This is a genomic window from Actinoplanes octamycinicus, from assembly GCF_014205225.1.
GTDB lineage: Bacteria > Actinomycetota > Actinomycetes > Mycobacteriales > Micromonosporaceae > Actinoplanes > Actinoplanes octamycinicus.
The window spans coordinates 9,693,238-9,709,360 of record NZ_JACHNB010000001.1 but is presented as its reverse complement, the minus strand read 5'-3'; the positions used below and the strand labels follow the sequence as shown (position 1 = coordinate 9,709,360).

17 protein-coding genes are annotated in these 16,123 nt (G+C 72.9%); 11 read left to right on the top strand and 6 right to left on the bottom strand.

The window, feature by feature from the left end; genetic code table 11:
- Window positions 1-13 precede the first annotated feature (13 nt).
- On the top strand, window positions 14-2,515 hold the full coding sequence (locus tag BJY16_RS44055) for an ATP-binding domain-containing protein (RefSeq protein ID WP_239176806.1): 2,502 nt from the start codon (window positions 14-16) through the stop codon (window positions 2,513-2,515).
- Window positions 2,516-2,891: 376 nt separating this feature from the next.
- Here the strand turns inward: BJY16_RS44055 and BJY16_RS44050 are convergent, their stop codons facing one another.
- A complete protein-coding gene (locus BJY16_RS44050; RefSeq protein ID WP_185045637.1) occupies window positions 2,892-3,641 on the bottom strand; it encodes a RibD family protein in 750 nt (249 codons plus the stop codon).
- 104 nt (window positions 3,642-3,745) lie between these two features.
- Between BJY16_RS44050 and BJY16_RS44045 the strand changes: the two genes are divergently transcribed.
- A complete protein-coding gene (locus BJY16_RS44045) occupies window positions 3,746-4,396 on the top strand; it encodes a pyridoxine/pyridoxamine 5'-phosphate oxidase (RefSeq protein ID WP_185045636.1) in 651 nt (216 codons plus the stop codon).
- Between the two features lie 74 nt (window positions 4,397-4,470).
- On the opposite strand, the gene BJY16_RS44040 is transcribed toward BJY16_RS44045, so the two are convergent.
- Together BJY16_RS44040 and BJY16_RS44035 are read right to left on the bottom strand one after the other, a co-directional pair.
- On the bottom strand, window positions 4,471-5,067 hold the full coding sequence (locus BJY16_RS44040) for a DNA-3-methyladenine glycosylase (protein WP_239176804.1): 597 nt from the start codon (window positions 5,065-5,067) through the stop codon (window positions 4,471-4,473).
- Window positions 5,068-5,597: 530 nt separating this feature from the next.
- Window positions 5,598-6,104, bottom strand: coding sequence for a MarR family winged helix-turn-helix transcriptional regulator (locus BJY16_RS44035; protein ID WP_185045634.1), 507 nt, complete (start codon window positions 6,102-6,104; stop codon window positions 5,598-5,600).
- A 96-nt stretch (window positions 6,105-6,200) separates the two neighbouring features.
- Between BJY16_RS44035 and BJY16_RS44030 the strand changes: the two genes are divergently transcribed.
- Both BJY16_RS44030 and BJY16_RS44025 read left to right on the top strand, forming a co-directional pair.
- On the top strand, window positions 6,201-6,575 hold the full coding sequence (locus BJY16_RS44030; protein WP_185045633.1) for a DoxX family protein: 375 nt from the start codon (window positions 6,201-6,203) through the stop codon (window positions 6,573-6,575).
- 838 nt (window positions 6,576-7,413) lie between these two features.
- A complete protein-coding gene (locus BJY16_RS44025; protein ID WP_185045632.1) occupies window positions 7,414-8,070 on the top strand; it encodes a hypothetical protein in 657 nt (218 codons plus the stop codon).
- Here the strand turns inward: BJY16_RS44025 and BJY16_RS44020 are convergent.
- Complete coding sequence (locus tag BJY16_RS44020; protein ID WP_185045631.1) at window positions 8,034-8,279, bottom strand: hypothetical protein; 246 nt, start codon at window positions 8,277-8,279, stop codon at window positions 8,034-8,036. The two genes, BJY16_RS44025 and BJY16_RS44020, sit on opposite strands and share 37 nt — an antisense overlap.
- A 285-nt stretch (window positions 8,280-8,564) precedes the next feature.
- On the opposite strand from BJY16_RS44020, the gene BJY16_RS44015 reads away from it, so the two are divergent.
- The 4 genes from BJY16_RS44015 (at window position 8,565) to BJY16_RS44000 (ending at window position 11,115) form a co-directional block, all read left to right on the top strand.
- Entirely contained in the window at window positions 8,565-9,440 is an 876-nt protein-coding gene (locus BJY16_RS44015) for a helix-turn-helix domain-containing protein (protein ID WP_185045630.1), read from the top strand.
- The gene (locus tag BJY16_RS44010; RefSeq protein WP_185045629.1) at window positions 9,433-9,645 is read left to right on the top strand and encodes a DUF397 domain-containing protein; all 213 of its coding nucleotides are present in this window, start codon (window positions 9,433-9,435) and stop codon (window positions 9,643-9,645) included. The genes BJY16_RS44015 and BJY16_RS44010 overlap by 8 nt, the downstream gene beginning before the upstream one ends.
- A gap of 117 nt (window positions 9,646-9,762) precedes the next feature.
- The gene (locus BJY16_RS44005) at window positions 9,763-10,548 is read left to right on the top strand and encodes a CAP domain-containing protein (RefSeq protein WP_185045628.1); all 786 of its coding nucleotides are present in this window, start codon (window positions 9,763-9,765) and stop codon (window positions 10,546-10,548) included.
- A 12-nt stretch (window positions 10,549-10,560) separates the two neighbouring features.
- Window positions 10,561-11,115: a TetR/AcrR family transcriptional regulator gene (locus BJY16_RS44000; RefSeq protein WP_185045627.1), complete on the top strand. Its 555-nt coding sequence runs from the start codon at window positions 10,561-10,563 to the stop codon at window positions 11,113-11,115.
- On the opposite strand, the gene speB is transcribed toward BJY16_RS44000, so the two are convergent.
- A complete protein-coding gene (gene speB / locus BJY16_RS43995) occupies window positions 11,112-12,158 on the bottom strand; it encodes an agmatinase (RefSeq protein ID WP_185045626.1) in 1,047 nt (348 codons plus the stop codon). The two genes, BJY16_RS44000 and speB, sit on opposite strands and share 4 nt — an antisense overlap.
- A gap of 93 nt (window positions 12,159-12,251) precedes the next feature.
- Between speB and BJY16_RS49085 the strand changes: the two genes are divergently transcribed.
- The 3 genes from BJY16_RS49085 to BJY16_RS43980 are packed head-to-tail and all read left to right on the top strand — an operon-like array spanning window position 12,252 to window position 14,174.
- On the top strand, window positions 12,252-12,896 hold the full coding sequence (locus BJY16_RS49085; protein WP_373873415.1) for a type II toxin-antitoxin system PemK/MazF family toxin: 645 nt from the start codon (window positions 12,252-12,254) through the stop codon (window positions 12,894-12,896).
- Window positions 12,897-12,922: 26 nt separating this feature from the next.
- Entirely contained in the window at window positions 12,923-13,495 is a 573-nt protein-coding gene (locus BJY16_RS43985; RefSeq protein ID WP_185045625.1) for a hypothetical protein, read from the top strand.
- Between the two features lie 19 nt (window positions 13,496-13,514).
- Window positions 13,515-14,174 (top strand): adenylate kinase family protein, encoded by a 660-nt coding sequence (locus BJY16_RS43980; RefSeq protein WP_185045624.1) that lies wholly within the window; start codon window positions 13,515-13,517, stop codon window positions 14,172-14,174.
- A gap of 550 nt (window positions 14,175-14,724) precedes the next feature.
- On the opposite strand, the gene BJY16_RS43975 is transcribed toward BJY16_RS43980, so the two are convergent.
- Window positions 14,725-16,107, bottom strand: a complete 1,383-nt coding sequence (locus BJY16_RS43975) for an MFS transporter (RefSeq protein ID WP_185045623.1) — start codon at window positions 16,105-16,107, stop codon at window positions 14,725-14,727.
- Between the last annotated feature and the right edge of the window lie 16 nt (window positions 16,108-16,123).

The following is a 16,123-nucleotide window of genomic DNA, read 5'->3' as shown; positions in this document are numbered from 1 at the left end:
TCGGAGGCCCACGGTGTCAAGTCTGTCAAGCCTCGCCGAGGAACAATCCCACCTCAGCGTGATCTACGGCCGCCTCGACGAGTTGCGGGCGCAGGCCCGGGACCGGCTCGCCGAGTCCCAGCGCAACGGTGGCGGCACCACCGAGGCCCGCTCGATGCGGGACACCGTGGCCTACGGGTACGCCGAGCGCCTCGCCCAGTACGACGCCGTCGAGCACGGCCTCTGCTTCGGCCGCCTCGACCTGCGCGACGGCGACCGGCTGCACATCGGCCGGATCGGCATCCACGACGCCGACCACCCGCTGCTGGTCGACTGGCGCGCGCCGGCCGCCCGCCCGTTCTACGTGGCCACCGCGATCACCTCGTACGACGTGACATTGCGCCGGCACATCCGCACCCGGGACCGGACCGTCGTCGAGCTGAACGACGAGATCCTCGACCTGGACGCGGCCGGGGACCGCAGCGTGGTCGGCGAGGCCGCGCTGATCGCCGCCCTGGACGCCCGGCGGACCGGGCGGATGCGCGACATCGTGGAGACCATCCAGGCCGAGCAGGACCGGGTGATCCGCGCCGAACCGGGCGGCGTGCTGGTCGTCCAGGGCGGCCCGGGCACCGGCAAGACCGCGGTCGCGCTGCACCGGGCCGCCTACCTGCTCTACACCTACCGTGAGCAGCTCGCCGCCCGCGGCGTCCTGATCGTCGGACCGAACGCCACCTTCCTGCACTACATCTCCCAGGTCCTGCCGTCCCTCGCGGAGACCGGCGTGCTGCTGGCCACGATGGGCGACCTGCACCCGGGGCTCGCCGCGCACCGCCCGGAACCGCCGGCCACCGCCGAGGTGAAAGGCCGGGCCGCGATGGTCGAGGTGCTCGCCGGCGCGGTCCGGGACCGGCAGCGGGTGCCCGCCGAGCCGATCGAGATCGAGGTCGACGGGCAGGTGCTGCGCCTGACCGCGGCCGACTGCGAACCGGCCCGGCAGCGCGCCCGCGCCTCCGGCCTGCGCCACAACCTGGCCCGCCCGATCTTCGAGACCGGCGTGCTGGACGTGCTCGCCGCCCAGGTCGCCGACCGGATCGGCGACGACCCGTTCTGGGACGATCCGCTCGGCGCCGACGACGCCCTCACCTCACCGAACCTCCTCGACGAGGCGGACCGCGCCGACATCCGCGCCGACCTGGCGACAAACCCGCTGGTCCGGGCCGCTGTCGACGCACTGTGGCCGGTGCTCACGCCCGCCGATCTCCTGACTTCCCTGTACGCCTCCGTCGACGCCCTCGTCTCCGCCGCCACGCCCCCGCCCGCCTCCACCCCTGCCGCGACGTCCCCGCCCGCCTCCGCCTCCGCCGCCACGCCCCCGCCCGCCTCCACCTCCGCCAGCGCTCTCAGCCCCTTGTCCCGGCCCGCGGACACTCCCGCCTCTGCCGGCGCCTCCTTGTCCCCGCTCGCTGACGCACCCGCCTCCTTGTCCCCGCTCGCGGACGCACCCGCCTCCGCCGGCGCTCCGTTGCTCACCCGCGCCGAGTGTGAGCTGCTCCGGCGGGAGCCCGGCGGCGGCTGGTCACCGGCCGACGTCCCGCTCCTCGACGAAGCCGCCGAACTGCTCGGCGAGGACGACCGCGCGGCCCGCGCCGCCGCCGACCGGGAGCTGGCGATCCGGCTCGCCTACGCGCAGGGCGTCCTGGACATCACGGCCGGCTCCAAGTCCTACGAGCTGGAGGACGACGACGAGGCGGCGATCCCGAACATCGCCGACATCATGCAGGCCGACATGCTCGCCGACCGCCTCGCCGAGCGGGAACACCGCACCGCCGCCGAACGCGCCGCCGCCGACCGGAACTGGGTCTTCGGCCACGTGATCGTCGACGAGGCGCAGGAACTCTCCCCGATGGCCTGGCGCCTGCTGATGCGCCGCTGCCCGAGCCGTTCCATGACGGTGGTCGGCGACCTGGCGCAGACCGGCAGCCTCGGCGCGCCGGCCGCCTGGTCCGAGGTGCTCGCGCCCTACGTGGCCGACCGCTGGCGGCTGGCCGAGCTCACGGTCAGCTACCGCACCCCGGCCGAGATCATGGACTACACCCGGGACCGCCTGGCCACCGCCGACCCGGCGATCGTCCCGCCCCGGCCGGTCCGCTCCACCGGCGTCCCGCCCTGGCAGGCGACCGGCTCCCTGCCCGACCTGGTGGCCCGGGTCGCGAACGAGATCGACCTGCTGACCCGGGCAGCGGACGAGGCCGGCGCGACCGGTGCCGGTCGCCTGGCCGTGATCGCCCCGCCGGATCTCCAGGAGACCCTCGCCGCCGCCTTGCCCGCGCTCACCAGCGGCCCGTCCCCGGACCTGGAGGACCACGCCGTCCTCCTCACCGTCCCGCAGGCCAAGGGCCTGGAGTTCGACACCGTCGTGGTGGTCGACCCGGACGACATCCTGACCGGCTCACCCCGCGGCGCCAACGACCTCTACGTAGCCCTGACCCGCCCCACCCAGCGCCTCGGCGTCTTCACCCTCACCCGCGAGTGACGCGGCCACCGCCCGCTTCATCCTCACCCGAGGGTGACGTGGCCACCGCCCGCTTCACCCACCCGAAGTGACGCGGTCGCCAACCTCTTCGCCCTTCACCGGGAGTGACGCGGCCGCCGATCTCTTCGCCTGTTCACCGGGAGTGACGCGGCCGCCGATCTCTTCGCCTGTTCACCGGGAGTGACGCGGCCGCCGATCTCTTCGCCTGTTCACCGGGAGTGACGCGGCCGCTGACCTCTTCGCCCTTCACGGGGGAGTGACGCGGCCGCCGACCTCATGACACGCGCCATCGGGGCAGCCTCTCCCACCCCCTCAGCGGCCGGCGCCGCCGCCGAGGGGTGATGTGTGGCCGACCGCGCCGTCCGCCCTGGCTCCCTCAGTCCACGGTGACCGGCACCTCCACCGCATAGTGCAACCGGAGCGTGCCGTCGGCTGCCGCGTGCGTGCTGAGCAGGCGCAGCCGGTCCGGCTCCGCCCCGTCGGCGAGGGGCACACCGTCGAAGACCGACGGTGTGCCCCGCCCGCCGATCGCCACCGGAAGGACGGTCAGCCACAACTCGTCGACCAGGCCGGCCCGCAGCAGCGCCCCGTTGATCCCGCCGCCGCCCTGGGACATCACCCGGGTGACGCCGAGCCGCTCCCGCATCCGGCCCAGCGCCGCGCCGAGATCGACCCGCTCGTCGCCGGCGACCAGATAGGCGATCCGCTGGCGGCGCAGCTGCGCCAGATAGGCCGGCGGCGTGGCCCGGCACACCAGCACGAGCAGATGCGACTCGCCGTCGCTGGTCATCGTCCAGCGCACCCGCCCCCGCCCGTCCACCACGGCGAACCACCGGTCGTGCCGATCCGGCACATGATCGCCGCGCAGGACCTCGACGGGCTCGGCCGGCTCGGGCAGCCCATCGACCGGACCGGCGGTCTCCGGCACCAGCGACCCGCTGCCCTCCAGGATCACCTGCGCCCCGAACCGTCGCCGGTCGTCCTCCTCGACCGCCTGCACCCCCGGCGGCCGCAGCGACTGCCAGACCGCGGCCGCGTCCTCCCGCACCAGCAGCTGGTCACGGCGCAGCGCCACCCGCCCGTCGACCGAAGCCGAAACCGACACCACCACCCGAGGCCGTTCCATGCCCGTTGTCCTACCAGGACCGTCCGACATTTCTCGGATCGGCCGCCCAGCGCCGTGCGGCAGTGATCGGAGTGAGGATTCGTGCCGTGCGGCAGGATCGGAGGGTGAGCATTCGTGATCTGCTGCGCGGCGTGCCGGTGTTCGCCCGGCCTCTTCCCGGGTTCGCGGCGGGCGAGGCGCCGGACGATCCGCACGAGCTGTTCGCTTCCTGGCTCGCCGACGCCGTAACGGCCGGAGTGCTGGAGCCACACGCGATGACGCTCAGCACCGTGGACGCCGACGGCCTCCCGGACACCCGGATCCTGCTCCTGCGCGAGGTCGACGCGCAGGGCTGGCAGTTCGCCACCGACTCGGGCAGCGCCAAGGGCCGGCAGCTGGCGCGCCATCCGGCCGCCGCCCTCGGCTTCTACTGGCGGGAACAGGGCCGCCAGATCCGCGTACGCGGCAAGGTCCTGCCCCTGGATCGGGAGGCGTCCGCCCGTGATTTCCGCGCCCGGACCACCGCCTCCCGGGCGGCGAGCCTGGCCAGCAAGCAGAGCGAGGTGCTGGCGGATCCCGCGGACCTGGAGCACGCGCTCGCCGCTGCGGAGCGGGCCGTGCAAGCCGACCCGGACACGATCGATCCCGGCCACACGGTGTATTCGCTGGTGCCGGCCAGCATCGAATTCTGGCAGGGCGACGCCGGTCGCCGGCACGTGCGGCTCCGATACCGCCGATCCGCCGACGCCTGGCAAAGGGAGCTGCTCTGGCCCTGACCCCGGCAGGCCGCTCCCCGGACCACGGTCCACACCTTGGTGTCACCGTCAGGAAAGGCGCGCCCCGGTCGCTGTCAGGCCCGCGCGGCGCGCTTCCGCGGCGTGTGCCGCCGATAGGCGCTCACCGTCGGATCGCCGGCCAACCAGAACCGCCAGGGCACGTCATGGGCCGCGGTCACCCCGACCCGGGGCCCCGCCTCGATCATGCCGACCGCGCTCTCCGGCGGCGTCAGCGTCGCCGGCCCGCTCCCGTCCACCACCGACGTGTCGTTGGCGCTCCGGTTCAGGTCGAGGACCTGCATCAGCTTGGCCGGCCCGGCCGCCAGATCGACGTCCTTGCGAGCCGCGGTCCGGCGGGACCGGGCGATCTCCAGCCCGTCCACCACTTCCCCGGCCCGGAGCAGGACCGCCGCCGCCCGCCCTTGCTCGCCGCAGACGATGTTGGCGCAGAAATGCATCCCGTAGATCTGATAGACGTAGAGCCGCCCGGCCGGCCCGAACATCACCGCGTTCCGATGCGTCACCCCGCGATGCGCATGGCTGGCCGGATCCGCCCCGAGCCCGCTGTAAGCCTCCACCTCGGTCAGCCGCACGGTCACCCCGTTGGCGCTGAGCCGCCACCCGAGCAGCTCCTTCGCCGCCACGTCGACCGCTTCCGCCGGCAGCTCCATCCACCCGAATGTCACCATTCCACCCAACCACAGCGGCCCGCCGAGGGCCCGCCGGGGGACCAGGGGACAAGGTCGTCCCCGGCCAGGGCCGCCGCCCGCCACAGGCCCGCTCGGTTCAAGGCCAGACCGCTTCCCGGTACGCCGTAGGCCCCGCCGTGGCCGGCGCTTCCCGGTACGCCGTAGCCCCGCCGTGGCCGGCGCTTCCCGGTACGCCGTAGCCCCGCCGCGGCCGGCGCTTCCACGCCCGCGCCCACCGTGAGAACGCAGCAGAATCAAGCCGCCCTCGCCGAACCAACCGGCCGACGAGCGGTCGAAACCGGGCGGTGCCCTGCTCCCGCCGGACGAGTGACGCGGCCAGTGCCCGGGGTGGAGCTGTCACCGGGCCGGCAGCGCGTGCCCCGGCGGCATCGAGCGCTACGGCGGCAGCGAGGGACCCGGCGGGCGGAGCGCTGCGGCGGCAGCGAGGGACCCGGCGGGCGGAGCGCCGCGGCGGCAGCGAGGACCCGGCGGGCGGAGCGTCGCGGACGGGGTCAGTCGGTGGTTGCTGGGGCGGGCCGGGTGGCGCCGCACGGGTCGTCCGGGTCGACGGCGCGCATGATGCGGCGGCCGATGTCGCGGAGCTGGCGGGTCTGCGCCTTGGTCAGTTGGTCGAAGACCAGCGAACGGACCTCCGCCACGTGCCCCGGCGCGGTCGCCACCACCTTGTCCCAGCCGTCGTCGGTGAGCACCGCCAGCGTGTAGCGCCCGTCCTCCGGGTCGGGCGTCCGGCGGACCCAGCCCCTTTTCTCCAGGCGGCCGACGGCCTGCGACAGCCGGGCGAGGGAGCCCTCGGCGAGGACCGCGAGGGTGCTCATCCGCAGGGTCCGGCCGGGGGACTCGGAGAGGCCGGCCAGAATCCCGTACTCAAAATGGCTCAGGCCGGCGTCGCGCTGCAACTGCGTGTCGAGCGCCGACGGGAGCCGCATGAAGAGGCTCATCAGGACCAGCCACGTTTCGCGTTCCTCGCTGCTCAGCCACCGTGGCTCGGATGTCTCCATCCCCCGAGCATAGCTCAAGCGTTTAACCGCACATCGCTTGCATGTTTAAGTGAATGAGGCTAGCTTTCGCTCAACTGTTGAAGTGAAAGAGGGATCATGAACGTTGTTCTGTGGATCATCGCGGGCCTGCTCGCCGCCGCTTTCCTGGCCGCCGGGGCGATGAAGGTGTCGCAGCCCAAGGAGAAGCTGGTCGCGTCCGGGATGGGCTGGGCCGCGGACTTCAGCGCCGGCCAGGTCAAGCTGATCGGCGTGCTGGAGGTGCTCGCCGCGATCGGCCTGATCCTCCCGGCAGCGCTGGACATCGTTCCGGTGCTGGTGCCGCTCGCCGCGCTCGGGCTGGTGCTCACCATGATCGGCGCGGTGGTGGTGCACGCGCGGCGCGGGGAGAGCCAGGCGCTGCTGCCCAGCCTGGTGCTGCTGGTGCTGGCCGCGGTGGTGGCCTGGGGCCGGTTCGGTCCCTACGCGTTCTGATCGTTACCGGACGGCCGCGTCACCGGCGGCGCGCACCCGGTGACGTAAGGGTTACCGGTCGGTATAGTTCGCCGCCTCGGATGGGGCTGGGGAGCGAACGATGGCGCAGGCAGGGGAGCCGCGGGGCACCGAGGAGGGCACCGCGACCACACCGGTGACGGCGGAACAGCCGGCTCCGGCACCGGCGAACAAGCCGATGCCGCAAACCGCGGGCACCGCAACACCCGAACCCGGCACCCCGGCGCCGGACCCGGCGCCCGAGCCCGCAGCCGATCAGGCCGCCCCGACCCGATCCGACCCGGACCCGGTCGCACCGAATGACGCCGAGCCGACCCCGGCTGTGACTGACCAGGCGGTGCAGATCAAAGCCGAGTCGGCGCCGGAAGCAGAAGCGCCCGAAGCAACAGAAGCGCCGGAAGCACCGAAAGCGCCGGAGGCATCGAAAGCGCCGGAAGCACCGAAAGCGCCGGGAGCGCCGGTAGAGGAAGCGCCGGAAGCACCGGTAGAGCCGGCCGAGACCGAGCCGCTCGGTCCGGAAATGATCGCGCTTCTCCGCTCCGCCACCGCGAAGCGGGATCGCCCGGCCGCGCCGGAGAGTGCGCCCGGCGACAACTCGGTCACCAGGATTCTTCCCGTGGCGGCCGTCAACGCCATGCGGAACAAGGTTGCCCCGGTGGGGGAGAAGCAGGCTCAGCCGCGACCAGCCGAACCCGAACGGCCCGAGGCGGCCGAGGAGGTCGCGGCTGCGCAGGCCGACGGCGGTGCGCGCTCCGGGCGTACGAAAAACTTGGTGACGGGCCGTGCCGCACTGGCTGCCGGAGGTGTCGCAGCGGTCCTGGTGCTTCTGGGGGTGTGGGCGGTGATCGGCGGCGACGGCGGCTCGGCGCCGCTCGCGGGCAGCGGGACCGGCGGCGTGGTGGCGCCGGTCGTCCCGGCCACCTCGGCGTCCCCGACCGGGAGCGTCGTCCCGCAGGCCGCCGCCCGCCCGGTCCGCGGCGCCACCGACCTGGACCAGGTGTGCGGGAACACCTACTTCCCGGCTGCCCCGAAGTACCGCGGCAAGGCCCCGCACCCGATCGTGATCAGCGCCCGGGACCGGCTCGACCTGGACCAGCGGTCCACCCGGACGCTGAACCGGTACGCCTACGGCTCGAAGCTCGCGCAGCGCACCTGGGCGCCCGCCCCGGCCAAGGCCCAGCTGGTCGCGTGTCTGGATCTGATCGGCGGCGGCGCGAAGGTCAAGGACTGCCCCGGCGACGGCAAGGCCAAGCTCCCGCTGAAGGTCGGCCGCTACCGGCTGAGCCTGTACGAGGTGGCCACCCGCCGCAAGATCGCCGAAGCCACCCTGGACGGTGCCGACAAGGCCTGCCCGTGGGTGGTGATGACCGGAGCCGATCAGACCCTTTACACCACGCTCGACGACACCCAGCTCTACCGCGTGCTGCGGCCGAAGGTGGCTCAGGACGCGTCGGCCCAGCCCAAGAAGCGCTCGTAGAGGTCGGCGGGCGGCCCGCTGGTGCCAGCCGCCCAGTCGTCGATCGCCTCGATCAGGCACGAGCCGAGGTAGACGGCGAGGCCGTGCGGGAACTTCTGGTACTGCTCGGCGAGCTCGACCTTGGCGGTGGCGCACGGCCACGGCCGGCCGCAGACCCGGCAGTCCCACATGGGGCGCTCACCGACGTGTTCGGTCCGCGGCACGAGCATGCGTATCCCTTACCTTCTGCGATCTGGCGACTACACAATGGAGCCTGGCGTGCCTTAGGCTCGGACTCAAGCCGCCATGGCGAGAATCTCGCAAATGGATTCTCGCCGTCTCGATGCAGGCGTTCGGATCGTCTCGTTCGAGACACCGGGACACCGGGGCACGAGGCACCGGGACATCGGGACACCGGGACGTCGAGGTACCCGGACGCCGACACCGGCGGGGCGGCGAGGCGATCAGACACGGCGCCAGGCGGGGCGCCGTGCAGCGGGGAGGAGGTCGCCGGCATGTCCGAGACGGGGTCGACGGTACCGAGACGGCAGGTCGGCCGGCTGCTGCGGCAGTTGCGTGAGCAGGCCGGGATCTCGTTGATGGCCGCGGCGCAGGAGCTGGAGTTCTCCCGCGCCCGGATGTACCGGATCGAGAACGGCGAGGTGCCGGTCCGCAAGCACGACGTGATCGCCATGTGCGGGGTGTACGGCGCGCCCGGCCACATGACCGAGGTGCTGATCGGCCTGGCCCAAGAGTCCAAGGCCAAGGGCTGGTGGCACGCCTACGGCGATGTCGTCCCCGGCTGGTTCGAGCTCTACGTCGGGATGGAGCAGGCCGCGTCCCGGCTGCGCCAGTTCGCCCCCAGCGTGATCCCCGGCCTGCTGCAGATCCGGGAGTACGCGGAGTTCGTCTTCAGCCGGTGGCACGGCGACGACCCGGCCGCGGTGGAGAACGCGGTGGCCGTCCGGCTGGAGCGGCAGTCCCTGCTGCGCCGGGCCCGGCCCCGGCCGCCCCGGCTGGAGGTGATCATCGACGAGGGGGTGCTGCGCCGCTCGATCGCCGACACTCTGGGCATGCAGAAGCAGCTGGCCCACCTGGTGAACGTCTCCACCCGGCCGGACATCAGCGTCCGGGTGATCCCGTTCGGCGTCGGCCCGCACCAGGCCGCCAGCTCGGGGCAGTTCACCATCCTGGAGTTCCCGGCGGTCGGGACGGCGTCACCGGAGCCCACCACGATCTACTGCGAGAATCTCACCGGCGCGCTCTACCTGGATAAACTCGCCGAAGTCGAGACCTACGAGACGATCTGGGCCGCCCTGGACGCGGCCGCGCTGAGCCAGTCCGATTCCGATGACCTCATCGGCAAGATCATCAAGGAGAGCGATGGCTGACCTGACCGGTGCCGTCTGGCACAAGAGCAGCCGGAGCGGTGGCAACGGGGGCGACTGCGTCGAGGTGGCCACCAACCTGCCGGGCATCGTGGCGCTGCGGGACACCAAGGACCCGGGCGGCGCCGCGCTGGTCTTCACCCGTGCCGAGTGGAGCGCCTTCCTGGACGGCGTACGCTCCGGCGAATTTGATCTTGAAGTCCGGTGATCTTTATGAGTCTGTGAGCCGTACCTTAAGGAATCCTTTCGTCTGCGGAACTCACCCGGCCGGTCGCGCATAGTCGTGGGGCGTCGTCCCCTGCCCGACTCACCGAGGTGAATATCCGTGTCGCTCTCCGCTGCCGCCCGTCTCCGATACACCCTGGTGGCGGGCTCGACAGCCGTGGTCATCGGTGCGGGGTTCATCTCCGCCGGCATCATGCAGCGGCCCTCGGACGAGCCGGTCCCGCAGTCGGCGGACGTCCCGCTCGCCGCGGTGGCCGCGCCCAGCGGCGGCACCGGCCTGCTGCCCGCCGACGACGCGCTGCCGCCGTCGTCCGCCCCGGCCGGCACCCCGTCGCCGTCGGCCACCTCGAAGGCCTCGCCGACCCCGCGCGCCACGGCCAGCAAGAAGACCGTCACCACCCCGCCGACCAGGCGGACCTCGACGAAGAAGACCACCCAGGCGGTGCCCGACGTGCCGGCCACCGAGGACACCATCCTCGACCAGGTACTGGCCCACATCAACGCGGCCCGCGCCGACGAGGGCCTGCCCGCGCTCACCCTGGACACCAAACTCTCCAAGGCGGCGGCGATCCACAACCAGCTGATGATCGACGGCTGCGGCCTGTCCCACCAGTGCTCCGGTGAGGGCGGCATCGGCACCCGGTTCAGCGCCCAGGGGGTGTCCTGGAGCAGCGCCGGCGAGAACATCGGGTACGGCTCCAGCGGCAGCAGCGCCGCCGACAAGGTGAAGGCGGCCAACGGCCTGACCGACTCGATGCTCGCCGAGGTGCCGCCGAACGACGGTCACCGCCGGAACCTGCTCAGCAAGAGCTTCACCCGGATCGGGCTGAGCGTGGTCCGGGACAGCAAGGGCATCACCTGGATGACCCAGGACTTCGTCGGGTGATAGACATGCCCGGTGAGGCGGTCGGCGACTAAGCGGGTGGCGGTCCTGGCGGCTGCCGGTGAGGTGGTCGCGGCGCGCGGCGCGGACGCCACCCGGTTCAGCGACGTGACCGCGGCGACCGGGGTCGGCGTCTCCACCCTGCAGTACTACTTCGGTACCCGCGAGGACATGCTGATCGCGGTCTTCCGGCACGCCGCCGAGCGTGAGCTGGAGCTGGTCGGCGAGCTGCTGCGGCCGCTGACCGACCCGTGGGAGCGGCTCCTGGCGATCGCCGGCCACCTGGGCAACGACACCACCTGGCGGCTCTGGGTGGAGAGCTGGCGGTGGGCGTCGCGGGACGCCGAGGTGCGGGCCGACGTGCTCGACGACTACCGCCGCTGGCGTGAGCTGATCGCCGCGAACATCACCGCCGACGACCCGATGCGGGTCGCCCAGCAGGTGCTCGCGCTGATCGACGGGCTGGCCCTGCCGGTGGTGCTCGGCGACCCGGCGATCGACCGGGCCGCCGCACGGGAGCTGCTGGAGGACGCGCTGGCCCGGCTGCTCGGTCGTACCCCGGCCGGTTAGCTCCCGCGGCTCTCCGGCGCGGAACCCGTACCCCGGCCCTCCAGCAGCGGGGTGGACCGCTTCCACCGCGGCCCGTCGCCGTCCTTGCGCCGCCGGGCCATCCCGGACAGCGCCTCCAGGACCACCCGGTTGCCGAGCATCGCGGTGATCTCCGCGTGGTCGAACGGCGGTGACACCTCGACGATGTCCATCCCGACCACCGGCAGCTCGTGGCAGATCCGGGAGACGCTGTCGAGCAGCTGCCGGGCGGTGAGGCCGCCGGGCTCCGGGGTGCCGGTGCCCGGCGCGTGGCCGGGGTCGCAGACGTCGATGTCGACCGAGAGGAAGACCCCGTCGCAGCCGTCCATGGCGATCTCGAACGCGCTGTCCAGCACCGCGTCCAGCCCACGCTCGACGATCTCGCTCATGTGGAACGAGTTCATCCGCTGATCGGCCATCCAGTCCAGGACGTCCGGGCCCGGCCAGTAGCCGCGCAGCCCGAGCTGCAGGAACCGGTCGCCGCGGACCGCGCCGGACTCGATCAGCCGGCGCATCGGCTGGCCGTGGCCGTAGAGCGAGCCGAACTCGATGTCGCCGGTGTCCGCGTGCGCGTCGAAGTGGATCACCGAGATCCGGCCCGGGGCGTGCGCGCTGGCCACCCCGGTCACGTCCGGCCAGGTCACCGTGTGGTCGCCGCCCAGGATCAGCGGGATCGCGCCGTGGCGGGCGAGGAAGCCGACGCCCTCCTCGATGGTCCGGCAGCTGCGCTCGATCTCGCCGCTGAACACCTCCAGGTCGCCGGCGTCCTTGACGGTCAGGTCGGTGCCGAGCGCGTCGACCCGCATCGCCAGGTGCGGGCGGGTGCTGTCGTGCGCCAGGTAGTCGGTGCCGCGGATGACCTGCGGGCCGAACCGGGCGCCGGGCCGGTGCGAGGTGCCGCCGTCGAACGGGGCGCCGATGATCACCACGTCCGCGTCGGCGTACGACTCCGGCTCCCGCCAGTCGCAGGCGGGCACTCCGAGGAACGTGTAGTCCGGCCCGAACATCGGTCCATAGCGCGTCATGTTCTGCATCCTTCCCGGCTCGCGGTGTCGCCGGGGACTGTATCGCCATACTGTACGGCCGTACAGTTCCGGGTGGACCGTTAAAGTTCAGCGGTGCTCGAATTGCTGAAATCCCTCCTGCGCCGGATCCTGGGCGAGCCGGCCCAGCAGCCAGCCCCGCCGGCGCCGAAGCAGACCGGTCGCACCCGGCCGGCCACGCCCCCCGCGCGCCAATCGCCCGCCCCCGTCACGCCGAAGCCGGCCGCCCCCGCCGCGCCGAAGCCGGCCGCCCCGAAACCCGCCCCGTCCCCGCGCTCGGACGCGTCGCCGAAGCCGCCCGTCCTGGCGCACCGGCGGCGGCCTCCGCGCCACGTCCCCACCGAGCAGCACAGCACCCGCACCATCGCGTACTCCCCGAACCTCGACGGCGACGCCGACCCGGGCGAGATCGTCTGGACCTGGGTGCCCTACGAGGACGACCCCGATCAGGGGAAGGACCGCCCGGTCCTGGTCGTCGGCCGGGAGGGTGCCACGCTGCTCGGCCTGATGCTGTCCAGCCAGAACGAGCGGGACGGCCAGCGCAACTGGCTCGCCCTCGGCGCCGGCGAGTGGGACCGCACCGAGCGCCCCAGCTGGGTGCGCCTGGACCGGGTCCTCGAAGTCGAGGAGGACGGCATCCGCCGGGAGGGCGCCATCCTGGACCGGCCCCGGTTCAGTCAGGTGGCGGCCAAGCTCCAGCGGGATTACGGCTGGTCATAATCGGACAACCGGATAGCGTTGCGGACATGGAAATGGACGTGATGGCCGGTTTCGGCGGCAAGCAGGCCTGGCTCGCGGTGGCCGGCCGGGACCAGGACGCGGTGCTGGCCGCCCTCGGGCTGCGCGATCTCGGCCCGGTCCGCTGGCGCGACGGTCTCGACCTGGCCCACCTGACCGGCGACCGGGTGGTGGTCACCCCGCCGCTGCCCGGCGCCCGGGACACCGCGTGGGTGCTGGCTGCCGGGCACTGGCTGATCGCCCCGGGCCCGGACGTGGTGGCGCTCTCCACCGCGCTCGACACCGAGGTGCAGTACTTCGCGACCCACCGGGTCACCGAGCTGCACCGGTGGCAGCGCGCGGTGAAAGGTGATCTCGTGCGCGCCTTCGGGTACGTCGGCCAGACCGGCGAGGTCACCTCGTGGTTCGGGGAGCCCGGCCCGGCCGAGCGGGAGGCCGGCCTGCCCGGCACACTGGACGACGAGTCCACTGTGCTGGTGGCCGAGCGCGACGTGTTCCGGGTGGCCGGCGCCTGGAGCATCGACCCTACGACGCTGACCGGTCCGGCGCCCGGCCCGCTGCGCGCCGGCGCGGCGGACTGACCCCGAGGAGGCCGCCGACATGCGGAAATACGTGATCATGGGAGTCCAGGGCAGCGGCAAGGGCACCCAGGGCCAGTTGCTGGCCCGGGACCTGGACCTGGTGCACATCAGCGTCGGCGACATCTTCCGGTGGAACGTGCGGAACCACACCAAGATGGGCGCCCAGGTCCGCCGGATCATGGCGGCCGGCGACCTGGTCGACGACGACCTGGTCGAGTCGGTCGTCCGGGACCGCCTCGACCAGCACGACTGGAACTTCGGCTTCATCATCGACGGGTTCCCGCGCAACGGCCGCCAGGCCGAGTTCTTCATGGAGTCCTACGACCTGGACGCGGTCATCCACCTGGAACTCCCCGACGACGAGGTGCGCCGCCGGGTGCTCAGCCGCCGCCTGTGCCCGAACTGCGGCATGGACTACAACCTGATCGCCGACCGCCCGGAGCAGGAGGGCCGCTGCGACATCTGCGGCCACGAGCTGGTCACCCGGGCCGACGACACCCCGGAGGCGCTGGAGGCCCGGCTCCGCGACTACCACGAGAAGACCCGCCCGGTCCTGGAACTCTTCCAGCGCAAGGAGGTCGTCCACGACGTCGACGGCCGCCCCCCGGTCGACGAGGTCCAGAACGCCATCCGCAAAACCCTCGGCCTCCCGGCCTACCTCCCCACCGAAGATCATTAGAACCGGTTTTCGGTACGCCCGGAGCGCGCGTTCGTGGGTGCTCCTCTCGGTCGTGCCTGTCGGTGGGTGCTCGGTCCGGCCGTGCCTGTCGGTGGGTGCTGCTTCCGGCCGTGCCTGTCGGTGGATGCTCGGTCCGGCCGTGCCCGTCCGTGGGCGCTTCTTCCACCCGCGCCCGTAGCACGTCTCGCTGAGCGTTGAGCGATCGTCCACATTTCCGTGCCGTCCACAGCCTTTCCGCGCGAACCGCGCCCCGCCCGCCACACTGCACAAGCGGGGGCCTCCTCCCCCTGGGTGGGCGGGTTCTGGGCTGGGCCGGTTCTGGGCTGGGCCGGTTCTGGGCTGGGCCGGTTCTGGGCTGGGCCGGTTCTGGGCTGGGCCGGTTCTGGGCTGGGCCGGTTCTGGGCTGGGCCGGTTCTGGGCTGGGCCGGTCTTGAGCTGGGCCGCCTCTGAGCCGGGCCACCTCTGAGCTGAGCGGTCCGGCTGCCCAGACCCGGACCCGGCGATCCGCTCGTCGGCGTCCAGCCCGGCCAGCAGCGCCCGACACGGCCTTTCAGACCGCCACCGGTTCCCGCTCGCGATCCCGAGCCGGCCAACCGCCCACCACCACGACCGCCGCGACCGCAAGGACCGCCGCCAGCACCCGGTACCCCACGGCCAGGCCCGCCAGAAGGTCGGCGGGGGAGCGCAACGCGTGGTGTTCGGCGAGGACCGTGCCGATCAGGGCGACGCCGAGGGCCGCGCCCACCTCGCGGGCCGCCGAGTTCAGGCCGGAGCCGAGTCCGGCGCTGCCGGCCGGCAGCCCGGCCAGGATGCCGCCGGTCAGAGCCGGGGCGCACAGGCCCATGCCGGCCGCCATCAGCAGCAGATAGGCGGCGTAGAGCGGGTACGGCGTCCCGGCGTCCGCGGTCGACAGCAGGAGCAGCCCGGCCACGATCGCGGCGAGTCCGGTCGCGATGACCGGGCGGGGGCCGTAGCGCTGGGTGAGCGGCACCGCCCGCCGTGAGAACACTGCCATTCCGAGCGCGAGCGGGCCGATCGCCAGGCCGGTGAGCAGCGTCGAGTAGCCCTTGACGGTCTGCAGGTACTGGGCGTTGACGTAGAAGAGCCCGAACAGGGCGAGGAACGTGGCGCCGACACCGAGCGCGCCTGCCCGTACCGAAGCAATCGTGAAGATCCTGATGTCCAGCAGCGGGTTGCCGGAGCGCAGCGAGTGCCCGGCGAAAGCGGCCAGGGCCAGCAGCCCGGCGGCGAACGAGGCCAGCACCACGGGGTCGGTCCAGCCTCGCTCCGGGCCTTCGATGATCCCGTGCAGCAAGGCGAAGAGGCCGCCGGTGAGCAGCAGCGTGCCGAGCGGGTCGACCGGAGTGTCGTGCCGGGGCGCCCGCGGGACGGCGAGCGCGACGCCGGCCACCAGCAGCGCGGCGACCGGGACGAAGACGAGGAACAGGGCGGGCCAGTCGAACCACTGCAGCACCGTCCCGGCCACCAGGTTGCCGGCCATGCCGCCGAGGCCCATGCAGGCGGTCCACAGGGCGATCGCGTGCGGGCGGCGCTCCGGGCGGGTGGCGTGCAGCAGCAGGGCCAGGGTGGCCGGCTGGGCGAGCGCCGCGGCGACCCCGCCGAGTGCCCGGCCGACCTGCAGCGCGGCGACGGTCGGGGCCAGCGCGCTGATCAGGTTCGCCGCGCCGAACAGGGCCAGGCCGGCCAGCAGCACGCCCTTGCGGCCGATCCGGTCGCCGAGCGCGCCGGCCGGGATGAGCAGCCCGGCGAAGGCGAGCACGTAGGCGTCGACGATCCAGACCAGGTCGCTCGGGCCGGGGTGCAGGTCGCTCGCGGCGAGCCGGGGGATGGCCAGGTTGATCCCCGCGACCAGGGCCTGCAGGGCCAGCACGGTCAGGCACATCAGGGCCAGCGTGGAGTTCTCGCGTCTCATGTGGCCGACGCTAGGA